Genomic DNA, 22,035 nt, shown 5'->3' on the forward strand with positions numbered 1-22,035 from the left:
GACGACCGTCTGAACCACCGAACCGTACCCCGTCCACTGCGATGGGTACACGCAAGGGAAAAATGTCCCAAGGATTGATGGAGATGGCGCCATTTTCGTCAACGCCGATGCCCTGGCCCACGCGCACCATGCCCAGCCTGTCCGGCGTGGCCGGGCCTATGTTCGCCAGACTTTGCGCCCGGTCGGCTTCGGACTTGGCCCTGTCCGCCTCCGTTGCCGCCGCATCCGCGCAGTCACAGGCCCGCGCTGCGCAGTCCGCGGCTGCGGCCTGGGAAGCGGCGGCGCGGTTGGCAGATTGCCCGGCTTCATCCCTGGCCGCATAGACGTTTTCCACCACCTGCTGCGGGCTTTCCCGGCTGGTGGGCGGGAGAATCACGGCGCGGGAAAGCTGTTCCAATAATTGCTGGCGTTCGGCTGTGGCCTGATCCAGGCCATCCTCAATGACCTGGGGATCAAAGCGGGAGGCGCTGACCAGATCAATGCCCTGGGTAAAGGGCATATTGCGGACAATGGACAGGGTGCAGCCCTCCGGCAGCGGCGCTCCTTCGCGCGGATAGGTCACAATGCCGCCCGAGTCGGTGAGTCGGATGTCGCACTGTGCGGTGACATCCAGGACTTCGCGGCCCTTGCCGCTCACGGAAATCAAAAGTTCGGACGCATCCCAGACCTTGAAGTCAAGGGGGAATTGTCTGGCTGTGCCGTTGCCCAGATACAGAGCTTTGCTCACTGCTGTGTCCAAGGTCATGGAACGTCTCCTGCGCAGAGCCTGTCTGCTTGTTTTTCCGGCCAGGCGCTTGTTTCCAACGTATTGGCGGATTGAAACGGGTTCATTTTCATCCGGAGCATTTTGGAAAAAACGGCTTTTTTCCGGAATCCACGTTGCTTCGCGGCGCGTCGTGCTGTGAACGGCATGAGGGCTGACCCTGGCTAGAGCGGTTTGCTGTTGCAAACGGCAACCGCTCTGGCGGCCGCGGGAGCGGACGCCCGCGCCGAATGAGCCTGAAAACCACGCTTTTCAGGCGAAATGATGGCAGCGCCGCTTTTGAAATTGAATAATTTCAAAAGCAAAATGCTCTATCTGGCTTCAAGCCAGGCATCGGGCAACTGACGGGAACGCTGCTCGGACGCCGTGGCCTGGCGAGCCTGCGGCAGGCTTTGGGCGTAGAGCTGTTCCAGCTCGCTGACTTTTTGGCTGTTGTTCTTGAGCAGAGGCACCGCGATCAGGGCCGCCAGCTTGCGAGCCAGCATGTGCGCGAAAAGATCGTCAAACAGGCGGCTGCTCTGTACATCTTCGGTATAGAGCAGCAGAGCGCGCGCGGCGTCCGTCGCCAGCAGGGACGCGTCCCCCGCCTCATTCCGCGCCAGGCAGAAGGGCCGCGCGGAAATTCCCTCGTGACGCACTTCGTGGGCCTTGAGGCAGTTGTCGGGCAGGGCATAGGCAAAGCGGAATTCATGCGCAAAACCGTCGGGCAGGGGCACACGCGCAAGCCAGGCCCGGCGCTGGGCAAAGTTCCAGGGGAAGTCGCGCAGAACCTGCCGACGCGCCGAATCCCAGTACAGGCGGCATTGCAGAGCCTCGGGCGTGTTTTCCCGCTCCGAAGCCACGCTGCGCGTGCCCAGAAAACCCAGGGCGCGGTTCCAGATGGAAATCTGCGAAATAGTCATGCTGCTCCCTTGCAGGAAAAAGGGGGAACGGATCGCGCAATGAAGCACTGCGCGATCCGTAAGGAAGGCCACGGAATTTTCAGGCGGCCCTATTTCACCTGCAGGGCCGGCTCATAGGGCCAATCCTCCTCGCGCAGCAGGGCCGCGAAGATTTGTCCCTTGCTCACGCTCTGTCCGGTCCGGGGCGCAAGGTTGAAAACCAGGCGCAGCCAGGGCTTGCGCACGCCCTGGGGCAGAAAGCGGGGGCCCAGGCGCGCGCCCAGGGCGAGATCCTCGCCCGTTGCGGTCCAGGATGCGCCCGGCACGGCTGACCATGCGCCGTCGCTGCTGTCGGCTTCCTCCAGGGTCAGGCTCAGCGTCTGGACCTGTTCGGGCGAAAACGCTTCGGTGACGGACACGCGCATGGGCATGGGCTCCATGCGGCCGGGAATTTTCAGGGCGGTGAGCGCCACGGCCGAGCCCTGGGCGTCGGCAGTCAGCGGACCTTCAAAAAAAACGGCATTGCGGTCGATAATGGCCATGAGAACTCCTGTGGGAGGAAAAATGTCTTTTGGGGCTGTCCCGCAAGAGCTTGCCGTGCCTTCCGGCAGCTCCTGCGGGAACCTTTTTAAAATTCCATTGCGCTACACGGCGTCTTCCGTGGAGAGGATCGCGTCACACTGGCGCACGGGCCGCCCGTGCAGCACGGGCACGGCCTTGGCGTCGAAAAATTCGCCGTACTGCAACTGCACATTGCCCGCATCGGAATTTTGCAGCTCCAACGCCGTGAGCACATCGGCATTGGCGTACCACACGGCCTTTTGCCGCAAGTGCTGGGGCATGCGGTTCTTGGCTTCAATGGTCAGCTTTTGCAGATCGATGAAGCCGCTCTGGCCCTTGCGCTTGTTCAGATCCTTGACCGGCAGGTTGGCTATGCGCACCACGGCCCGCCAGTCGCGCACGGCCAGCCCGCAGCGCCAGTTGTATTTGTCGCCTACGACCTGATATTTGCGGCCGTCCGGGTCCTGGGTCATGTAGGTGTGCAAATCTTCGTGCGAAAGGCCGCCGGTGCTGTTTTTGGGATAGATGCCGTGCACGGCCTGGGCCCCCCAGGCCACCAGCCAGAGCGAGGCGCAGGCGCCCTCCTCGCGCCCGCCCGCATCCAGGACGTTCTGGGCGTCCTGGGCCGGGTAACGCATGGCCAGCCCGTTGAATTCATCGGGATTCAGATTGCTGTCGCCGTAAAAGAGCGTGGAGGCGACCTTCTGGCGCATGGCCTCGGCAAAGGCCACGCCCTCGCTCATGCGGAAGGATTTGTCCCGGCCGCCGTAAAGGCGCAGCTCTTCCACGTCCAGCTCCATGATCGCTTCCAGAATGCCGCAACCTTCCTTGACCTGGCTCCATTGCGACTTGGAGGGCGGCGTGCCCTGGTAAAGACGCCGCCAGTACACTTCGGGCAGGCCCGTGCGGATACGCGTCAGATGCCCGTCGGACTGGTTGGCCTCCATCCAGAGCACATCATCCATGATGTCGTTGGTTTTGTTCATCAGCTCAATGATCTGCCCGGCTTTGCTGCCGCGGTAGAACTGTTCCATTTCCGCCAGGGAAACCACGAAACCAAGGGAATTGGACATGCATATCCTCTTTTGGGTTATAAATGTTCCGCGTTTGTACCGAAAACAGGAGGCGTCAGTCAGGCCAGATCCGCATTGCCCGAAGACCAGCCCGCATACATGCGCTCCTCAAGCGGCGGCATGCCGCCGTCCGGCAGGCCCTGAGCCGGGCTGTCCTCCATGAGGGCGTCGGCCACGCGGTTGAAAAAACGAACTATGGCCGGATGGTTGCCGTAGCCGCTTTCTTCCAGCAGGCGGCCGATGCTTTTATCCTGATCAAAACGATCCAGGGCCAGTTGGGCGCGGGCCACGGACGCAGCCAGATTTTCGCCGCCCAGCTCCGGGTCCTGGGCCACTTCCTGCCGCCACCGGCTGACCTGCTCCTGCCATTGCAACTGCTGCGCGGCCTGTTGCTCGCGCAGCAGCGCGGCGACCTGCGCGTCCGGCTCCTGCGCCGGGCTTTGCGCGGAACTCTGACCGGCGGAAAAGCGCGCGGCGTCGGACGCAAGCGGGGCGACGGGGCCCTTGTTTTCCGGCATATCCGCAGGCGCGGCCGTTTCCGTGCCCGGAGTGGTGTAAAGCGTTTCAGATTCCATCGTCGTCCTCCTTGGTTTGGATCAGCCTGGGCAGATGGCCGGGGTCGGCGTCCTGCGCCAGACGCAGAAGCTGCATGCCCACAAAGCGGCGGCCTTCGGCAAAAAACAGGTGGTGAGCCGCGCCTGCGCCGTCAAAAGCGGCAGGCTCCAGGGCGCAGAAGCATTGGCTGAGCTGCAGCAGCCAGCGCAGCAGCAGGCGGCCGTCGGCGCTCTCCATAAGCATGTCCACGGCCGCGCGCAGGCGGCGATGGCACAAGTCAGCGCGTTGCCGGGCCTGATCATTGCGTGCATCCGCCTGCTCATACGGGGCAAAAACATCCATCAGCGAGCCTCCGGGCTTACTGTTTCGTGCAAAGCGGCGCAGCCGCGCCGGCAGGGCGCTCGCCGGGGCTGCCGGCGTCGCGCGTCTGCAATTGCGGCCCGGCGACCTGGCCTTGCGCGGCCTGCCCGAGCAGGCCCAGCAGGCCGTCCAGCACGCTGCCGCCCTTGCCTTCCGCATTTCCGCCCAGCGGGCTTCGGGCCAGGCCCTGGACCAGTTCCACGGCTTCCCGGGCCTGCTTGAGCAGGGATTCGGCTCTGGTGGCCTCGGCTCTGGCTTCCCGGCGCTGTTGCCGCTCCTCGGGCGGGCGGGTCAGGCTCACGGGCAGGCCCAGACTGTCGGCGTAGGTATCCAGCAGGTGATCCACATTCAGACTGTCCAGGGCTTCGGGCCAGGCCGCGGAGGCCTTGAGGGTCAGCGCCAGATACTGATCCGCCGCGCTCACGCCCACCAGCTTCTGGGCCTGGGCCAGCAGAGAGACGAATTCCACCTTGAGATGGCGTCCGGCCAACTCCGGGGGACAGGGCGGCAGCATGTCCAGCCCGCGCATCAGGGCAAAAGTGCGGTCGATCAGCGGGATGAACAGCTCGTCGTGCAGGCGCTCCAGCACCGGGCCGATGAGCACCAGTTTTTCCTCTTCCCGGGCCGCGATCTCGCTGGCCGTGACCCTGGAGCGGCCTTCCAGAATCAGCTTGAAGAGATCATTGTACAGGCCGGCGCGGATCTGATTCTGCACGGCCTCCATGGCCTGCCGGGCTGTGGCCAGATCCGGCTTGATCTGGAGCAGGGGCGTGGCCGCCTGCGGACTCTGGCCGGGCAGGTTTTCCACATAGTTGATGCCGCCGGGCGTGAGATCCAGACCCACGGATCTGAGCCCGGCCGCCACGCTCATGGGCGGGTCCACGGCCTTGTGGATGGCCTTGAGCGTGGTGATGCCCATTTGTTGCAGCATGCGGCAGTCGGGCAGGGCGTCCATGGCCGGGGAGCGGCCGTACACGTCGCCACCGGCCACATCCCAGCGCGGCCCGAAACCGGGAAAGGCCGTAAAGCCCGACTCGCGCAACGCATGCTGCCCGCCCTCGCGACCCTCCAGCCAGTGCACCGAGGCCACGGGCATGTGCTCTGCCGTGAGCAGGGCCGGATTGCGGCCAGCGCGGGGATAGACCGCCTGGATCACCAGATGGCGCTCGTCGGGATTGCGCCGGGCCGACTGGCGCAGGCCCTCGGGCAGGGCGCGCGCGCCGAAAGCCTCCACGATCTGGCGCAGACTCATGGACGAGCGGCGGAAAACCGTGTCCACCCGGCCGTGGACATTGCAGTCCAGCGCGTATTCACCGGCGCAAAGCGGCACAAAGCGGAAGCCCCAGCGCGGATCGGCCAGTTCAAAGGCAAAAGCCGTGCCGAAGGTGCCCAGTTCCGCGTAGAGCGTGTGCATGGCGTTGTAGAAATTGGAACGCTGAAAAACCACCCGCATGCGCGAGGCTACCTCATCCAGCCAGACCTGGCCGCTGCGGCTCTTGGCCAGATCCGCGTCATCCAGGGAAAGTCGGAACCAGGGCCGCGCCGGGCTGGTCATGCCGCCCTGCAGCCCGGCGGCCAGGGTGCGCATGGCCAGAATGCCCGTGGCATCCACGAGATTCCGGTTGAGCATGGGGCTTTCCGCCGCCTCCTCTTCGTGAGGATGCAGACGGCAGCGCGTGGGCAGAAAGTGATCCGCCAGGCTCTGCCAGGCCGTATCCCAGGGCGCGCGGCGGCGCAGCAGGGCCCGGTAACGGCGGGCCAGCTCGCGCACATCGGCCCGGATCGGGGGCGTGTCGCCCCAGGCGGGCGTTGCCCCGGCTGTGGGGAGGCCCTGCCTGCTGCCCTCCGGGGGCGTGACGCGGCCCGTAAGCCGAGAGTTTGCATGGCGCGTCATGGCTCATTGTCCCAACAGGGTTTTGCGGCTGTTGTCCGCGCGGCCCAGCGGGCTGGTGTAGATGGAGCCGCGGATGCCCGCGGCCTTGGCCGCCTTGTCCCGTTGCGCCTGACGGGCCGCAGTGGCCGCCTCGGTGACGGGTTTCTGAATTTCCTGCTTGGGCGCGGGCGCGGGCGCGGGAATGTCGGGCGTGCTGACGCCTCCTCCGAATCCCATGATGACCTCCTTTTGTGTTGGAGCCATTTCACTTTGAAAATGCTCTGGATCATTTCAAAGCTGCTCTACTGTCGCCGTTGGCAAGGCTCGTGGCGCTTGCCAGCGACCGGGGCGTGCAGAGAACGAGCACGCCGTCCACATAGTTTTGTTTGCGGGCATAAAAGCAGGCTTTGGGCAAGCGCCCCAGAACGTTGAAGCCCACGGCCTCTGCCAGACGCCAGGCATGGCGGTTGGGCGCGGGGCAGAGCCCCATGATGCCCGCGCAGTCCTGCCGGTCGAAAATCCAGGCAAAGGCTTGCCGGGCCATGAGCGGAGCCAGATGCGCCGACTCGCGGAAGGCCGTGAAGTCGAATTGCCAGATTTTTCCCAGCAGGGGCGAAAACAGGCCGCAGGCCAGCAGTCGCCCCTGCGCATCCTCGCAGCGCAGGAGCAGGCCCTTTTCCGGGGCCGTGACGCGCCGCCAGTCTTCCAGGCCGGGATCGGCAAAGGCATACATGGCATAGGGCAGCAAGCCTTCCGCCCGCATGCGCGCATAGGGCTCGTCGATCTGGGCCTGGCTGCGGGCCGGGCGGTACATGAAGCGCATGAAAGCCTCCTTGGAGCAGGCCGGCAGGCATTTCGGCCCCGGCGCACAATGGGAGCGCCGGGTTTGTGTGCCAAAAACGCAGCGCCTGTTGCTTTTCAAAAGGTTGGGCAACTGCCCGTCAGTTTCCGAACAGGTCATAACGCACGCGGGCCTTGCGCGGGCCGCCCCCGGCAGACTCCTGCGGGCGGAAGCCGGTGACCGCGTAGCGCAGGGCGTCGGCCGCGTGGCTTGCCCAGTCGTGCAGCGGGCCGGAGCTGAAACTTTCCTGACGCGGCCGCCACAGCCGCCGGTAGGCGCGCAGGGCCTTGAGACCGGCGGCGCAGTGCCGGGCGTCAAACCAGAACCGGGGCAGGGCGTTGCGCGTGGCGTCAATGCCGTCGGCCAGGGGCAGGGCCGGGGCCAGGCTGAAACGGATGCCCAGGCGGGCCGCGCTCTCCAGGCGGCTCTGGCCAGTGCCCAGCTCGCGCACCCGGATGTCCTGCGGGGCCAGATGCAGGCCATAACAGAAGCCGCGGCCGCTACTGCCGTCTTCCGCCCTGGCGCCGGGCGGCAGGGCCTTTTGCCGCAGGATGCGGGCATAATGAGCCAGTCCCTCGCCCGAGGCCTCGTAATAGTCCAAGATCCTCCAGTTGCCCGAGGGCTCCACCTGAAAAAACCAGATGGCCGTCGCGTCATCCATGCCCAGATCCCAGGCCGTGTGCACCGGAAGATCCGGGGTGTGAGGCAGCGGGGCGATCCGGCCCTCCTTTTCGGCAATGTCCAGCAGGGGGGCGTAATAGGCCCCGCGCAGGGCGGCCGCGAAGGAACATTCAAACTCCTGCTGGTACTCGGCTTCGCTCATGGTTCGGCGCGCGGCAGCCAGCTCCGCCTCGGGCAGATAGCCGGTCTGCGAAGCCGGGAAGCAAAAGCGCGACCATTGCCCGGGCGCAGCCGCGCCCGGCCCGTTGTGCGAAATGTCGGACGATTCGGGCGCGGCCTGCTGCCAGACGTCATAGAGCAGATTGTCCACGCCGTGCGGGGTGCCGCAAAACAGCGCCCGGCCCTGGCGGTCGGCCAGCATGGGGCGCAGAACCCGGCTCCAGACTTCCCGCGGCATGTCCGCGGGTTCGTCCAGGACCAGATCATCCAGATACAGGCCGCGCAGAGCCTCGGCATTTTCCGTGCCCAGCAAGCGGATGCGCGCGCCGTTGGGCAAGATGCAGGAAAGCTCGTTTTCCAGAAAGCGCGTGCCCGGCACGGCTCCGGCAAAGCGTTTGCAGTAGTCCCAGGCCACGGCCTTGGCCTGCCCCAGAAAAGGCGCGGCATAGGCTGCCCGCCAGTCCTCTCCGCCCCGGCGCAGAGCCTCGCGGATCAAATCATTGATTGCCGCCACGGTCTTGCCGAAACGGCGATGGCAGAGCAGGACGCAAAAACGGGTGCGTTGCTCGTGAAAGCGCCACTGCAACGGGCGCGGGCAATAGGGAATGACGTGGGGCATGGCTTCAGTTCCGGGGCGCCTGGTCAGTGGTTTCATTTTCGGAGCCGCGCGGAGCCGCGCTCGCGGAAAGCGGGGAAGCGGCAAGGCGGCCGGGGCCTGAAGCGGAAGATCCCTGCTGCTCCGGGCCGCCCCAGACCACTACCAGACGCTGGGCGGCCGCGGTCTCCGGCTCGCGGATGGAGCGCAAGAGGGCGTGCAATTCTTTTATTTCCTTGACGATCTCTACGCTTTTTTCCGCGATTTCCGCCACATCCAGGGTCTGCGCGAGCAGAGTAAGGCGTTTTTCCAGACTTTCCAGAAGAGCCTTGCGGCTTATGGCGCGCCGGGGGGCCATCAGCGCGCGCCTCCGCTTGCGCAGACCGGGGGCGGCAGCAGTCTCAGCCGGTCTTCCTGCCGATCCAGGCCGTGCTCCAGACGTTCCAAAAGGCGGTCCAGACCGGAGATGCGCGCGTTCAGGGTTTGCATTTCACCGCGCAGCGCGGCCAGCTCGCTGTGCAGATCCGCAAGTTCCGTGCTGTCCGGCGACTGGCGCAGGTGCTCCTCCAGGGCGGTCAGGCGGCGGGTCGTGGCAGACTCGCGCCGGGCCTCGCGCTGGAGGTGGAGCAGATACTCGTCGCCGCGCACAAAGGCGCGCCGCAGGCTCCAGAGCGCCCAGGCAAACAGGCCCTGGACGATCAGGATCAAAAGCGACGCGCCCGGAGAAGTGAAAATGTCGTGAGTCATGAAAAACCTCTATGTGATGATCGGTGCAGAACGCTCTTTTTTCCGAAGCGGGCTGTCCGTTTCCCGGCAGGCACGGCAAGCGGCGCGCCGTGCCGGATGACGCAGCCGGGGAACGGAAAGGCGCATCAGAAGCCCAGGCCGAGCATGCCCAGCAGCAGCGCCATGATCTGATCCAGGGCAGAAGGCGGCAGCTCCTTGCCCCAGTCCGGAAAAAATACAGGGATCACAATCAGCCGCCCCACCACCTCCCAGCCGAAAAGCAGGCTCAGCATCCACCCCAGAAAGGCGCGCCAGAGCCGCAAAAAGCTGCGCGGCGCGCCGGAAACCTCAGCCTCGTTGATCCGGCTTTGCGCGTCGTTCTGGCGGTTGCGATCCGGGAGCGCTTTGCGCACGCCGCCCACGAGGCCGCCCAGCAGTTTTCCCAGCAATGTCCACATGACCTTGCCTCCTCTTTTTTTCGGCAGCGCGTTGCCGCGGCGGGGCAGGCTGTCGAGCGATTCTCAGTTTTCCCGCTCCAGTTCCGCCAGATAGTGCGCCAGAGCCTTGACCCGATTGCGCCAGCCCGTGAGAAAAACTTTCATGGAGGGCCGACGGGCCGCCAGATCGCGGTAAAAGGCGTCGCGCAGGCGCAGGGTCTGGCGGGCTGCAAAGAATTCCAGACCGGCTTCCTGCAGGGCTTCGGCCAGCTCGCCGGTGCGCGGGCCCATAATCCCGTCCTCGGCAATGGGCGTGTACTGATCGAGCTGGGCGTCCCCCGTGGTGTTCATGGCCCGTTGCAACTGGCGCACGGCGCGCGCGGGGCCCATGTTCACCGCGCCGTCATAGAGGGTTACGGCCAGCGGCAGGGGCAGGTTGCGGCAGTCGAGCTTGTCCCAGAAATGTTTTTTGAACAGCGCGGCTGCCTGGGCTTTGGTACAGGCCCGGATATCGTCGGCGTCCAGGTCGCCGTCCATATCCAGATCCAGGCTGTAGTAGCCGCACTCGGGCGTGCTCCGGGCGGCGCAGCCGTCGCAGGCGCGGGCCAGACGGCGACATTCCTCGCGAGCCTGGCGGGCCAGATCCTGCACCCAGCGCAGGGAGACGCCGTACCTGGTGATGCCGCCGGGATCAGCGGGATGGTCGGAGAGGCAGCCCTCCCAGCGCGCGGTGAAGGCATGGGCCAGTTGAAAGACAGTGGACATGGCAGACTCCTGAACAAGGGTTTGTCCGCGCCAATCAGGCGCGTGTGCAAACCATGCCAAAAAGTTTGTTCCGCGTAAGACTGAAAGGTTTCAGTAACGTCAAATCCTTGCAGGCCGCGGGTCAGCGCGCCCGAGCCGGGGCAACTTCCCTGAAAAATAAAAAAAAAGGCCCGCGATCTCGCGGGCTTAAAAAATTCCGGGGCATGGTTTTTCTTGAGATTGACAGGGATTACAGAGGGTTGTCGGTATCGTCGGGAGCGCTCAGGGCTGCGGAGTCCCCCAAACGGTACAGCACGCGCGCAGTGGACGGGGCCGAAGCCTCCTTTTTGAGAATCTGCCAGATACGGCGATCAGACATGCCGTGGCGCTGGGCCAACGCGGCCACGGCGGCGGTGCTGCTTGTGCCGTGCGAGGTGTTTCTGCTGAATGTTTCAATGATTTCGCGCTGGCGCAGCCGTCCCAGCAGTGCGTTGCAACGCGGCACATAGATGCTGGTGCCCCCGAAAGCGGCCATGAGCTTGCGCAGGCAGCGCAGGCCCAGACGACGGCGCAGGGGATGGCTGCGATCGCCGGGAACCGTCCGGGGAATGCGCAGACTGCGGCCGCCATAGCAGTGCAGCACGCGCCAAAGCTCGGGCACATCCTTCAGAGCTTCCCAGAGCTGGCGCGCGTTCTCCGGCAGCTGATCCAGAATTTCCAGCCAGCGGCGTTCCTCCTCAGAGAGTCGCAAGGCATGACCCCAGGCGCCGCGATCCCGCGCCCGCGCCGGACGACCCGCGCGGGCCGCGGACTCACTGGCGCACATGGGCCACCTCAGAGGCACGGCAGGCAAAGGCAGGCGCGCCGGTCGGGCCCGTGCCCTGCCGCGCGGCAGCCGGTGCGGCAATGTCGCGTTTGTCAAGCAGTTGGGCCAGCAGCCGCAAATGATTGCTCACCAGCCGCAGCACAGGCCGTTGGGAGGCGCGGATGCCGGGCTGAAGGCTCTCCAGCACAGCGCTCAGGTTTTGGATTTCATCATGCAGTTCCGACATGTCGCACCCCTTTTCAGAAATTTTTTGTTCGCTTGAATCGTTTGCTTGTAAAATATAAATTATGTATTTTTTATACAAGAAAAATTTTTAAAATAGAAGAAAAATTTTATCCTACTGAAATAATAGATAATATATGAAAAGAAAGCGCGATTTTCCCCCATTTTTCCGGGAACAGGCGCAAAAAGCCTCAAAAAAAGGCGCATTTGCATGGGATCTATTGCCTTCTGAAAAAAAATAGACTATTTTTATATAAAGAATTCTTGCAGGAATAAACACTTTTCCGGCGCGTAAAGGGGAATCCGGTACTTTGTCCTGAAGATTTTCACAGAACATTCTTGAATTATTGAGTTAAATATGGGAGTGCCATGACCATAGCCCCATTGAACCCTTTCGGCCTGCAGAAAGAATTCGCCGCACGCCTGCGCCGCCGCCGGCTCCACCTTGGTTTGAGCAAGCAGGAATTGGCGGCCCGGGTGGGCGTGAGCCTGACTACCATCCAGCAATATGAGAACCGGCAATTGCCCAAGGGCGAGTATGCGGTGCGTCTTGCCGAGGCGTTGCGCTGCACGCTGGACTGGCTGCTGGCCGGCAAGGGCGATGCGGACGGTGATGCGCCGGATACGGCGGAGGCTCGCCTGGTAATGGTGCCCCTGGTGGAGGCCCGGCTTTCGGCAGGCACGGGCAGCTTTGAAACCAGCGGCGAGGTATTGCGGCATTACGCTTTTCGCTGGGATTTTCTGCACCGCAAGGGCAATCCGGCCCGGATGGCGCTTTTGCGGGTGTCCGGGGACAGCATGCAGCCCCGTATCCTGCACAATGACGTGGTGCTCATCGATCAGGCGCAGCGCGAGCCTGCCCCCGGGCGGATCTATGCCGTGGGCGTAGAGGATATGGTCTATCTGAAGATCGTCAATGCCGTGCCGGGCAAGCTGATTCTGAGCAGCGTCAACCCGGCTTACGCGCCCATTGAAGCGGAAACCGGCGAGCAGCTTGCGGATCTGGTACGGATTATCGGGCGGGCGGTGTGGGTCGGCCGTGAGCTGGACTAGAGCAGATTACCTTTGACTTTTTATGAAAGTCAAAGGTGGCATTCAGGCGAAAAACGCGGTTTTCGCCTGAATGTACGCCGCGTTGCGGCGGCTGCCGCTTCCGCGTCAGCAGAGCATTTTCAAAGAGAAAATGCTCTAAGGCCTGCCCACAGCCGGCTCGTCAGAGCAGTGTGGCGAGTTTCTTTCATAACCCGCCTCGCGGGCGATGGACGGAAATCACCTGGCCGAAAACTCCGGTTTTTCGCGGCCCTGCCGCCGGAGCGGGCGTTTCAAAAGCAATATGCCCTACGCCTTGCCGAATGCGCGCGCCGCGTCGGGCCGCAACGGAGCGCCGCTGCCGCCTGGCTGGACGGCGGGCAAAAAAGGCCGGAGCGGCGGAGCCGGAAGGGCCGACGCCACAGGTTACTTTTTCAGACTGTCCGGGGAGGATGCAGGCGCGCTCTCCGGGGCAATGCCATCGGCCTGGGCAAGATTGCGGTTCCAGGCGCGGATGGCCGCCCCCTGCGAGACCGACCACTGCTGGGACGTCTGGCCGCAGGCGCAGACCACGCGCCATACTTCCTGCCGCCGTCCGGGCGGCAACAGGGATTCCAGATGGACATTGGCGCCCCCGCAGACAAGGCAGGGCCGGATGGTATGCGGATCAAGCTCTTTCATGGGCCGCAGCATAGCAGCTTTGCCCATGCTCCACAAGCGCCGCAGAATTGCGGATCTCCGATACAGGCTCATGCGTTGCTGACATCTTTTGCGCCAGGCTTTGAACAGAACGCACTCCGTTGACAGGGATCAGCCGCAGGCAGGCTTGAAAAGCGCGGGAGGTCGGTATGCGTTATTTGCTTTTTTTCATTCTGGCAGCCATGCTGGCCCTGCCCGCGGGCGCAGCGCCGCTGGAGGCCGCAGAGGCCCGCACGCCCGGGCAGGGCTGCCGTATATGATGCGTCTGCCCTGCCCTTGCATGGGCCAGGCATTGAAACCTTGTGCAATATTTGCGAAAGTATATGGGCCGGCAACGGAAACAGAGCGTGCAACCGTTGCCGCAAGGCCGGCCGTGTGATCCGTTTCGGCTGATCCCGGCGACAGTGATGGCGCGCATCCCCGTGCGGGCCTGCGACAATTGTCGCGTGACGCGACACTGCGTCGAAAAGACCGGGTCAGACAGGATGTGCGTGATCGGATGCGGCAATCCGGCTCGTTTCGGCCATAACTTTACCCATTCCTGATTCAGGAGGATACTATGCGTTATCTGCTTTCTTTCTTGTTTGCGCTTCTGCTGGCAGTGCCCGCGCAGGCGGCTTTTGAAGGTCCCGGCGGCGGTGCGGGCGGCTTCCAGGGGCCCACGTCCGGCGTGCAGGCCGACACCGTGAAAAAGGCTTTGGACGCCTCGGATGACACGCCGGTGATGCTGACCGGCAATATTACGGAGCGACAGGCCGGCAGCGACGACAAATATCTTTTCAAGGACAGCACAGGCCAGGTTGTCGTGGATATTGACCACAAGGTTTTCGCGGGCCGCACTGTGACCCCGCAGACCCGCGTGCGCCTTTCCGGCAAGGTGGACAAGGATCTGATGGGACCCACCGAGATTGACGTGAAGATCCTGGAAGTCCTGCAGTAAACGGCAGAACCGGCGGCCGGCACACCCTCCCGGCCGCCGCCTGACGGCTCCGCCCAGTCGCCTGACCAGGGCCGTGCAGAGCCGTGGCCCGCATGATTTGCTGAAGTCCGGGGCCGCGCGGCCGATCTGGCCTGCGGCCCGCAGTCCCGAGGCTCTTGAACGCGTGTCCCCGGAGCGTTTTGCTGCTGAAATCAGCAAAATGCTCTATCAGATGCGTCAGCCCTGATCTTTCGGGTGATCTTTCTCCCATATCAAGGAGAATCCAATGATGGCATTGGCCCGAAAAGGCACGGGCGGCCGTTTCCGTAATTATATCTGGCCGGGATTGATCCTCCTGGCGCTCGTCCTGATCTGGCGGATATTTTTTGCCGGGGGGGATGAGCGCCCCAGGATGGGCATGGAGGCCCCGCCGGTGCGCGTGGCCACGGCAGTGGCCCAGGATGTGCCGCATTTTCTCAACGGCCTGGGCACAGTGGTCCCTTCCAGCGACGTGCTGGTCACCAGTCGGGTGGACGGGCAGTTGATTCGCCTGCATTTCCGGGAAGGCCAGCGCGTGCGGGCCGGGGATCTGCTGGCTGAGATCGATCCCCGCCCCTTCCAGGCCGCTCTGGACGAGGCCCAGGGCAATCTGACCAGAGATCAGGCCCAGTTGGACAATGCCCGGCAGGATCTGGCGCGTTACGCCAGGCTGGCCAGGGGCGCCTTTATCGCGGCCCAGCAGTATGAGACCCAGCGCGCCCTGGTGCGCCAGTACGAAGGCACGGTGGAGGCGGACAAGGCGGCCGTGGATTCGGCGCGCCTGCAACTGGAATACAGCCGGATCACCGCGCCTGTGGGAGGCCGCCTGGGCCTGCGCCACGTGGACGAGGGCAATCAGATCAAGAGCTCGGACAGCGAGGGGCTGGCGCGGATCACTGAAGTCAGCCCCTGCAACGTGCTTTTTACCCTGCCCGAAAGCCAGGTGCCCCTGGTGGCCAGGGCCCTGGCCCAACGCGAGCGGGACCCGGCGCTGCCGCCTTTGCCGGTGCAGGCCTGGGATCGGGAGCAGAAGCATTTGCTGGCCGTGGGCACGCTGATCTCTCTGGATAACCAGATTGACGCGGCCACAGGCACGGTCAGGCTGAAAGCCCTGTTTCCCAACAGGGACGGCGCGCTTTATCCCAACCAGTTCGTCAACGCCCGGCTCCTGGCGCAAACGCTCAAAAATGCGGTGACTGTTCCCTCTTCGGCGGTGCAGCTCGGCTCGCGCGGTTCCTACGTCTATGTGGTGAGCAGGAATGAGGCAGGGGAGGACGTGGCCCGGGTGCGGGCAGTGACGCCGGGCATCGGCACGGACGCCCTGACCGTCATCGACAAGGGGCTCAGGCCCGGCGAAGTGGTGGTGGTGGACGGCCTGGACCGTCTGCGCGACGGGATTGCGGTCAGGGTGGCGGCGAGCGTGGCAACGCCCAGGGCGGAGGCTGCGGAGTGATCCGGCTGCGCGCCGTGGGCAGGGTTGTGGCCCTGATGCGTGGACGGGATTTTTTTGCCCCGCGGGCGCAGGGCATAAAAAAACGACAGTGGCGCCACAAGCCCGGTCTTCTTTTGCGCGGGCAGGGGAGATAGCATGAACCTCTCCCGCATCTTTATTCTCCGCCCCATTGCCACCTCTCTGCTCATGGCGGCGCTGCTGCTCTCCGGGCTTTTGGCCTACCGCTCCCTGCCCGTCTCCGCCCTGCCGCAGATTGATTATCCCACCATCCAGGTCCAGACCCTGTACCCCGGCGCGTCGCCGGACGTGATCGCGGCCGTGGTCACGGCGCCGCTGGAGCGCCAGTTCGGGATCATGCCGGGGCTTGTGCAGATGAGTTCCCTGTCGTCGGCCGGGGCCTCGGTGATCACCCTCCAGTTCGACCTTTCCGTGCCTTTGGACGTGGCCGAGCAGGAGGTGCAGGCGGCCATCAACGCGGCGGACAATCTGCTGCCCAGGGATCTGCCCAATCCGCCGGTCTACAACAAGGTCAACCCGGCCGACCCGCCCATTGTCACCCTGGCCGTGACCAGCGATGCCATGCCCCTGACCCGCCTGGAAGATCTGGTGGACACGCGCATGGCCCAGAAGATCTCGCAACTGCCGGGCGTGGGTCTGGTCACCCTGTCCGGCGGGCAGCGCCCGGCGGTGCGCGTGCAGGTCAACCCCAAGGCCCTGGCCAACGCGGGCCTGACCCTGGCCGACGTGCGCTCGGCCATCAGCGCGGCCAACGTCAACGACGCCAAGGGCAGCTTTGACGGGCCGGAGCGGGCCAGCAGCATTGACGCCAACGATCAGCTGGCCTCGGCCCAAGAGTATGCCCAAACCATCATCGGCTACAAGGGCGGCGCGCCCCTGCGCCTCAAGGACGTGGCCGACGTGCTGGAAGGCGCGGAAAACGCGCGCCTGGCCGCCTATGTGGCCTCAAAAGGCGAAAACGGCAAAAACGGGCTGCCCTTTCAGCCGGCCATTGTGCTCTCGGTGCAGCGCCAGCCCGGGGCCAATGTGATCAGCGTGGCCGACAGCGTGATCCGTCTTTTGCCCGTATTGCAGCAGACCCTGCCCGGCAGCGTGGCCGTGCGCGTGGTCACGGATCGCACCACCACCATCCGCGCCACGGTGCACGACGTGCAACTGGAATTGCTTCTGGCCGTGGCCCTGGTGATCTGGGTGATCTGGATTTTTCTGCGCAACGCGCAGGCCACCATCATCCCGGCTCTGGCCGTGCCCCTCTCTCTGGTGGGCGCTCTGGGCATTATGTATCTGGCGGGCTATTCCCTGAACAATCTGACGCTCATGGCTCTGGTCATTGCCACCGGTTTTGTGGTGGACGACGCCATTGTGGTCATCGAAAACATTTCCCGCTACCTGGAGCAGGGCGAAAAGCCGCTTCAGGCCGCGCTCAGGGGCGCGGGCCAGATCGGCTTTACGATCATCTCCCTGACCGTTTCCCTGGTGGCCGTGCTGATCCCCCTGCTGTTCATGGGCGACGTGGTGGGGCGGCTCTTCCGCGAATTTGCCGTGACCCTGGCCGTGACCATATTGATCTCGGCCGTGATTTCCCTGACGCTCACGCCCATGCTCTGCGCGGTCATGCTCCGGCCCGGGCGCGCGACCCGAAAGAAGGAGGCCGGCCGCTTTTTCAACCGCCTGATCCTCTGGTACGAGCGCAAACTGGATTGGGTTCTTGAGCATCAGCCCCTGACCCTCGGGGTGGCCGCGGGCGCCCTGGCGCTCACCCTGCTGCTGTATCTGGCGGTTCCCAAAGGCTTTTTCCCGGTGCAGGACACGGGCGTGATCCAGGGCATTCTGGAAGCGCCGCAGGATACCTCCTTCGCGGCCATGGCAGGCCGCCAGCGCGAGCTTTCCAGGTTGATCCTCGAAGATCCGGCCGTGGAGAGCGTGGTTTTTTTTGTGGGCGTGGACGGCGTCAATCAGAGCCTGGGGACCTCGCGCCTGACAGTGGAGCTCAAGCCCCTGTCTGAGCGCGACGCCCGCGCTCCGGCCATTGCCCGGCGGCTCATGGCGCGGGCCGACGCCCTGCCCGGGCTCACGCTTTACATGCAGCCCGTGCAGGATCTGACCATTGAGGACCGCGTTTCCCGCACCCAGTACCAGTTCACGGTGGAAGCCCTGAGCCGGGAGCAGCTTGCCGAATGGGTCCCGCGCATCGTCAGGGCCCTGGCCGCGCGCCCGGAGCTGGCCCATGTGACCAGCGATTTGCAGAACCCCGGGCGCATGGCCTATCTGCATATCAACCGCGACGCCGCCGGGCGGCTCGGCATCAGCATGTCGGATATCGACAATGCCTTGTATGACGCTCTGGGGCAGCGCCTGATCTCCACCATCTTTACCCAGACAAACCAATACAAGGTGGTGCTGGAAGTGGCCCCGCGCTTCCGCCTGGGCCCGGCTGCCGTTGAAAACATCTATGTCAGGGGCGGCGACGGCAAGCCCGTGCCCCTGACCAGCGTCGCCACGGTGGAGGAACGCCCGGCCCGGCTTTCCCTGGCGCGTCAGGGCCAGTTTCCGGTGGCCACCATTTCCTTCAATGTGGCCCCCGGCTCCTCGCTGGGCGCGGCGGTCAGGGCCGTGCAGGCCACGGAGGCGGATCTCGGGCTGCCCCCGGCCCTGCGAACCCGCTTTCAGGGCGCGGCCCAGGCTTTTCTCTCTTCCACGGACAATCAGGTCTGGCTGATTCTGGCGGCTGTGGTGACCATGTACATTGTGCTGGGCGTGCTCTATGAGAGCTATATCCATCCCCTGACCATCCTTTCCACCCTGCCCTCGGCCGGCGTCGGGGCTCTGCTGGCCCTGATGCTGGCCCGCATGGAGCTGGGCGTGGTGGGCATCATTGGCATAATTCTGCTGATCGGCATCGTCAAAAAGAATGCGATCATGATGATCGACTTTGCCCTGGAGGCCGAGCGGCAGGAGGGCAAGCCGCCCCTGGCCGCCATCCGTCAGGCCTGCCTGCTGCGGCTGCGGCCCATTTTGATGACCACTCTGGCCGCTCTGCTCGGGGCCCTGCCCCTGATGATCGGCTGGGGCATGGGCGCGGAACTGCGGCGGCCCCTGGGCGTGACCATGGTGGGCGGCCTGATTGTGAGCCAGGTGTTGACGCTTTTCACCACGCCGGTGATCTATCTCTGGTTTGATCGCGCCAGCCGCAGGCTGCGCCGCCGGCGCTCGCCGGCCGGGCCCGGGGCCGCGGCGCAAGGGGAGGGCGCATGAGCCCGACGCCTGAACCGCCGCGCGCGCTTCAAACGTCCGGCCAGGAGCAAGGGCAGGGGCCCCGGCGACGCGGCAGAGACGCGGCCAAAGGCGGCCGCCGCCGCTTTGGCCCGGAATTTCTGCCCCTGAACATCTCCGCGCCTTTTATCCGGAGGCCCGTGGCCACCACGCTGCTGACCATCGCCATTGCCCTTGCCGGCCTGGTGGCTTTTGGTCTGTTACCCGTGGCGCCGCTGCCGGAAGTGGATTTTCCCGTGGTGGTGGTGCGCGCGCGTATGCCCGGAGCCAGCCCGGAAACCATGGCCGCCACTGTGGCCACGCCCCTGGAACGGGCCCTGGGGCGCATAGCCGGGGTCACGGAAATGACCTCTTCCAGCAGTCTGGGCTCCAGCAATGTCATTCTGCAATTCGATCTGGATCGCAACATCGACGGCGCGGCCCGCGACGTGCAGGCGGCCATCAACGCCGCGCGATCCACCTTGCCGACCATGCCTTCCAATCCCTCCTACCGCAAAGTCAATCCCGCGGGCGCGCCGATCATGATTCTTTCGATCACTTCGGATGTGCTGACCCGCGCCCAGTTGTACGATGCGGCTTCCACGGTGCTGGCCCAGAAAATCTCCCAGATTCCGGGCGTGGGCGAGGTGACTGTGGGCGGCGGAGCCCTGCCCGCGGTGCGCGTGCAGGTCATTCCTGACGCACTGAACCGCGCCGGGGTGAGCATGGAGGATGTGCGCAAGGCGCTTGCCTCGGCCAATGCCTTTCTGCCCAAGGGCATGCTGGAAAACGAGCATTCCTTCTGGCTCGTGGGGGCCAGCGATCAGTTGCGCAAGGCTGAGGACTACAAACCGCTGATTGTGGCCCGGAACGAGGGCGGAACCATCCGCCTTGCGGACGTGGCCAGGGTTGAGGATTCTTCGCAGGACGTGCGCAACATGGCTGTCGCCAATGGCAGGCCCGCAATTCTGCTTATTGTTTTCCGCTCGCCCGGCGCCAACATCATTGAGACCGTGGACCGGGTCAAGGCCATGCTGCCGCAGTTGCGCGCCTGGCTGCCGGAGAGCGCGAATCTGGGCTTGCGCATGGACCGTTCCCTGACCATCCGCGCCTCGCTGAAAGAGGTGGAAAAAAGCCTCCTCCTGTCCATGGCCCTGGTGGTGCTGGTGACCTTTCTCTTTCTGCGCAACGGCCGGGCCACCAGCATCCCGGCGGTGGCCGCGCCCGTCTCGCTGATCGCCACCTTCGGGGTCATGTACCTCTGCGGCTACAGCCTGGACAATCTCTCGCTCATGGCCCTGACCGTCTCCACCGGCTTTGTGGTGGACGACGCCATTGTTGTGCTGGAAAACATCGTGCGACGCCTGGAAATGGGCGAAAGCCCGCTGCGCGCGGCCTTGCGCGGAGCCCGCGAAGTGGGCTTTACGGTGGTGTCCATTTCCCTTTCGCTGGTGGCGGTGTTCACGCCCATTTTATTCATGGGCGGCATTGTGGGCCGCCTGTTCCGCGAGTTTTCCGTGGTGCTGACCACTGCGGTGCTGGTTTCCATGCTGGTCTCCCTGAGCACCACGCCCATGATGTGCGCGCAGTTGCTGCGGCCCGTGGATGAGCGGCCTGCCCGCCGCAAGCAGGGCCTGCCGCAAACGCGCACGGGATTTCTCCGCCTTTTGCGGCACTGGGGCGCGCGCCTGGGCGAGGCCTGGGGCGGCATGCTGGCAGGCATGCAGCGCGGCTACGCCAAAAGTCTGGCCGTGGTGCTGCGCCACCCGCGTTTGACCATGTTTTCGCTCTTTCTGGTCATTGCGGGCAATGTCTGGCTGTATATCGTGGCGCCCAAGGGCTTTTTTCCACAGCAGGATACGGGCGTGATCATGGGCGGCATCCGGGCGGATCAGAGCGCTTCCTTTCAGGCCATGCAGGTCAAGCTGGAAAAACTGGTCAACGTGATCCGCGCGGATCCGGCTGTGGAGCAGGTCTCGGCGCATGTTTCCGGCGGCCGGGGCGGCGGCGGGGTGTTCATCTCGCTCAAGCCTCTGGAGGAGCGCGGGATCGGCGCGCAGGCCGTGATCGGCCGTTTGCGCGGCAAGCTGGCCTCGGAACCGGGCCTGCAGATCTTTTTGCAGCCTGCCCAGGATATCATGATGGGCGGGCGCGGCTCGCGCTCCCAGTATCAATATACGCTCCAGGCCGACAACCTGGACGAGCTGCGCGCCTGGGGGCGCAGATTGCAGCAGGCCCTGGCCGGCCAGCCGCTTTTCAGGGACGTGGACAGCGACATTGAGGAACGCGGCCTGCAAACCATGATCACGGTCAACCGCGACGCCCTGGCCCGGCTGGGCCTGACCATGCGGGACGTGGACGCGGCCCTGAACAATGCTTTCGGCCAGCGCCAGGTTTCCACCATCTATGAGGACAAGAACCAATACCGCGTGGTGCTGGAATATGGCCCGGACTGGCTGGAAGGCGCGCAGGCCCTGGAAAAAGTGCATCTGCCCGGCAGGGACGGCCTTGTGCCGCTGCTCAGCGCGGCCACGGTGGGCCCGGCCTTTGCGCCGCTCTCCGTGGCGCATCAGGGCCAGTTCGCGGCCGTGACCATTTCTTTCAATTTGAAGCAGGGCGCAGCGCTTTCACAGGCCCAGGCGGCCATTGCCGAAACGCGGGTCAAAATCGGCATGCCCTCCACCATCGTGGGCAGCTTCCAGGGCACGGCCAAACTGTACAGCGACACCATGAGCAGCCAGATCATCCTGATCCTGGCCGCCCTGGCCGCGCTCTACATTGTGCTCGGCGTGCTCTACGAAAGCCTGATCCATCCCCTGACCATCCTTTCCACGCTGCCTTCGGCCGGAGGCGGGGCGCTGCTCTCCCTGATGCTCTTCAGGATGGAGTTCAGCGTCATTGCGCTGATCGGCGTGCTTCTGCTGGCCGGCATCGTCAAAAAGAACGCAATCATGATGATCGACTTTGCCCTGGAGGCCTCGCGCATGCGGCATCTGCCGCCGGACAAGGCCATTTACGAGGCCTGCCTGCTCCGCTTCAGGCCGATAATGATGACCACGGCCGCGGCCATTCTCGGAGCCGTGCCTCTGGCGCTCGGGCAGGGCGACGGCGCGGAGATCCGCCAGCCGCTCGGCATCACCATTGTGGGCGGCCTGCTGGTCAGCCAGTTGCTGACCCTCTATACCACGCCGGTGGTCTATCTTTGTCTGGATCGCGCGCGCCTGCGCGCCCGGCGCTTCTGGTGGCGGCTGCGCTATGGCCGCGCCAGGGCCGGGCGTTTGGCGATCCTCAGCCGCAGAAGCTGAGTCTAGAACTATTGCTTTTAGAGC

22 protein-coding genes are annotated in these 22,035 nt (G+C 64.5%); 5 read left to right on the top strand and 17 right to left on the bottom strand.

Annotation, left to right across the window (positions count from 1 at the left end; translation table 11 throughout):
* The 16 genes from G7Y52_RS09755 to G7Y52_RS09830 all read right to left on the bottom strand — a co-directional run.
* Positions 1-745 (bottom strand): hypothetical protein (locus G7Y52_RS09755; RefSeq protein ID WP_165071099.1); only part of this gene is annotated, 745 nt, incomplete at its 3' end.
* Between the two features lie 329 nt (positions 746-1,074).
* Positions 1,075-1,665, bottom strand: a complete 591-nt coding sequence (locus tag G7Y52_RS09760) for a hypothetical protein (RefSeq protein ID WP_165071103.1) — start codon at positions 1,663-1,665, stop codon at positions 1,075-1,077.
* Positions 1,666-1,754: 89 nt separating this feature from the next.
* On the bottom strand, positions 1,755-2,186 hold the full coding sequence (locus G7Y52_RS09765) for a hypothetical protein (protein ID WP_165071107.1): 432 nt from the start codon (positions 2,184-2,186) through the stop codon (positions 1,755-1,757).
* Positions 2,187-2,288: 102 nt separating this feature from the next.
* On the bottom strand, positions 2,289-3,278 hold the full coding sequence (locus tag G7Y52_RS09770; RefSeq protein WP_165071110.1) for a major capsid protein: 990 nt from the start codon (positions 3,276-3,278) through the stop codon (positions 2,289-2,291).
* A gap of 59 nt (positions 3,279-3,337) precedes the next feature.
* Complete coding sequence (locus tag G7Y52_RS09775) at positions 3,338-3,853, bottom strand: hypothetical protein (protein WP_165071114.1); 516 nt, start codon at positions 3,851-3,853, stop codon at positions 3,338-3,340.
* Positions 3,843-4,175 carry a hypothetical protein gene (locus G7Y52_RS09780; protein WP_165071117.1) on the bottom strand — a complete coding sequence of 111 codons (333 nt, stop codon included), beginning with the start codon at positions 4,173-4,175 and terminating at the stop codon, positions 3,843-3,845. The genes G7Y52_RS09775 and G7Y52_RS09780 overlap by 11 nt, the downstream gene beginning before the upstream one ends.
* 16 nt (positions 4,176-4,191) lie before the next feature.
* Positions 4,192-6,087 (bottom strand): portal protein, encoded by a 1,896-nt coding sequence (locus G7Y52_RS09785; protein WP_241159693.1) that lies wholly within the window; start codon positions 6,085-6,087, stop codon positions 4,192-4,194.
* A 3-nt stretch (positions 6,088-6,090) separates the two neighbouring features.
* Entirely contained in the window at positions 6,091-6,303 is a 213-nt protein-coding gene (locus G7Y52_RS09790; RefSeq protein ID WP_165071121.1) for a hypothetical protein, read from the bottom strand.
* A 49-nt stretch (positions 6,304-6,352) separates the two neighbouring features.
* A complete protein-coding gene (locus G7Y52_RS09795) occupies positions 6,353-6,889 on the bottom strand; it encodes a hypothetical protein (protein ID WP_165071124.1) in 537 nt (178 codons plus the stop codon).
* A 118-nt stretch (positions 6,890-7,007) separates the two neighbouring features.
* The gene (locus G7Y52_RS09800) at positions 7,008-8,366 is read right to left on the bottom strand and encodes a terminase family protein (RefSeq protein ID WP_165071127.1); all 1,359 of its coding nucleotides are present in this window, start codon (positions 8,364-8,366) and stop codon (positions 7,008-7,010) included.
* Positions 8,367-8,370: 4 nt separating this feature from the next.
* Entirely contained in the window at positions 8,371-8,700 is a 330-nt protein-coding gene (locus G7Y52_RS09805) for a hypothetical protein (protein WP_165071129.1), read from the bottom strand.
* On the bottom strand, positions 8,700-9,089 hold the full coding sequence (locus G7Y52_RS09810; RefSeq protein WP_165071131.1) for a DUF2730 family protein: 390 nt from the start codon (positions 9,087-9,089) through the stop codon (positions 8,700-8,702). The genes G7Y52_RS09805 and G7Y52_RS09810 overlap by 1 nt, the downstream gene beginning before the upstream one ends.
* Before the next feature lie 125 nt (positions 9,090-9,214).
* The gene (locus G7Y52_RS09815) at positions 9,215-9,526 is read right to left on the bottom strand and encodes a hypothetical protein (RefSeq protein WP_165071133.1); all 312 of its coding nucleotides are present in this window, start codon (positions 9,524-9,526) and stop codon (positions 9,215-9,217) included.
* A 63-nt stretch (positions 9,527-9,589) separates the two neighbouring features.
* Positions 9,590-10,270, bottom strand: a complete 681-nt coding sequence (locus G7Y52_RS09820) for a glycosyl hydrolase 108 family protein (protein ID WP_165071135.1) — start codon at positions 10,268-10,270, stop codon at positions 9,590-9,592.
* A gap of 229 nt (positions 10,271-10,499) precedes the next feature.
* Entirely contained in the window at positions 10,500-11,075 is a 576-nt protein-coding gene (locus tag G7Y52_RS09825) for a Mor transcription activator family protein (protein ID WP_165071138.1), read from the bottom strand.
* A complete protein-coding gene (locus G7Y52_RS09830) occupies positions 11,062-11,301 on the bottom strand; it encodes a hypothetical protein (protein WP_165071140.1) in 240 nt (79 codons plus the stop codon). The genes G7Y52_RS09825 and G7Y52_RS09830 overlap by 14 nt, the downstream gene beginning before the upstream one ends.
* Before the next feature lie 365 nt (positions 11,302-11,666).
* Between G7Y52_RS09830 and G7Y52_RS09835 the strand changes: the two genes are divergently transcribed.
* Positions 11,667-12,350, top strand: a complete 684-nt coding sequence (locus G7Y52_RS09835) for a helix-turn-helix transcriptional regulator (protein WP_165071142.1) — start codon at positions 11,667-11,669, stop codon at positions 12,348-12,350.
* Positions 12,351-12,752: 402 nt separating this feature from the next.
* On the opposite strand, the gene G7Y52_RS09840 is transcribed toward G7Y52_RS09835, so the two are convergent.
* Positions 12,753-13,079, bottom strand: coding sequence for a Lar family restriction alleviation protein (locus G7Y52_RS09840; RefSeq protein WP_241159695.1), 327 nt, complete (start codon positions 13,077-13,079; stop codon positions 12,753-12,755).
* Positions 13,080-13,584: 505 nt separating this feature from the next.
* Here G7Y52_RS09840 and G7Y52_RS09845 point away from each other — a divergent pair.
* From G7Y52_RS09845 to G7Y52_RS09860, 4 genes are all read left to right on the top strand, one after another.
* The gene (locus G7Y52_RS09845; protein ID WP_165071145.1) at positions 13,585-13,965 is read left to right on the top strand and encodes a NirD/YgiW/YdeI family stress tolerance protein; all 381 of its coding nucleotides are present in this window, start codon (positions 13,585-13,587) and stop codon (positions 13,963-13,965) included.
* Positions 13,966-14,230: 265 nt separating this feature from the next.
* A complete protein-coding gene (locus G7Y52_RS09850) occupies positions 14,231-15,436 on the top strand; it encodes an MdtA/MuxA family multidrug efflux RND transporter periplasmic adaptor subunit (RefSeq protein WP_165071147.1) in 1,206 nt (401 codons plus the stop codon).
* 135 nt (positions 15,437-15,571) lie between these two features.
* Complete coding sequence (locus tag G7Y52_RS09855; RefSeq protein WP_165071149.1) at positions 15,572-18,709, top strand: MdtB/MuxB family multidrug efflux RND transporter permease subunit; 3,138 nt, start codon at positions 15,572-15,574, stop codon at positions 18,707-18,709.
* Positions 18,706-22,011 carry an efflux RND transporter permease subunit gene (locus G7Y52_RS09860; protein ID WP_277424303.1) on the top strand — a complete coding sequence of 1,102 codons (3,306 nt, stop codon included), beginning with the start codon at positions 18,706-18,708 and terminating at the stop codon, positions 22,009-22,011. The genes G7Y52_RS09855 and G7Y52_RS09860 overlap by 4 nt, the downstream gene beginning before the upstream one ends.
* Positions 22,012-22,035: the final 24 nt, after the last annotated feature.

It is taken from the genome of Desulfovibrio sp. ZJ200 (assembly GCF_011039095.1).
Classification (GTDB): Bacteria; Desulfobacterota; Desulfovibrionia; order Desulfovibrionales; family Desulfovibrionaceae; genus Desulfovibrio.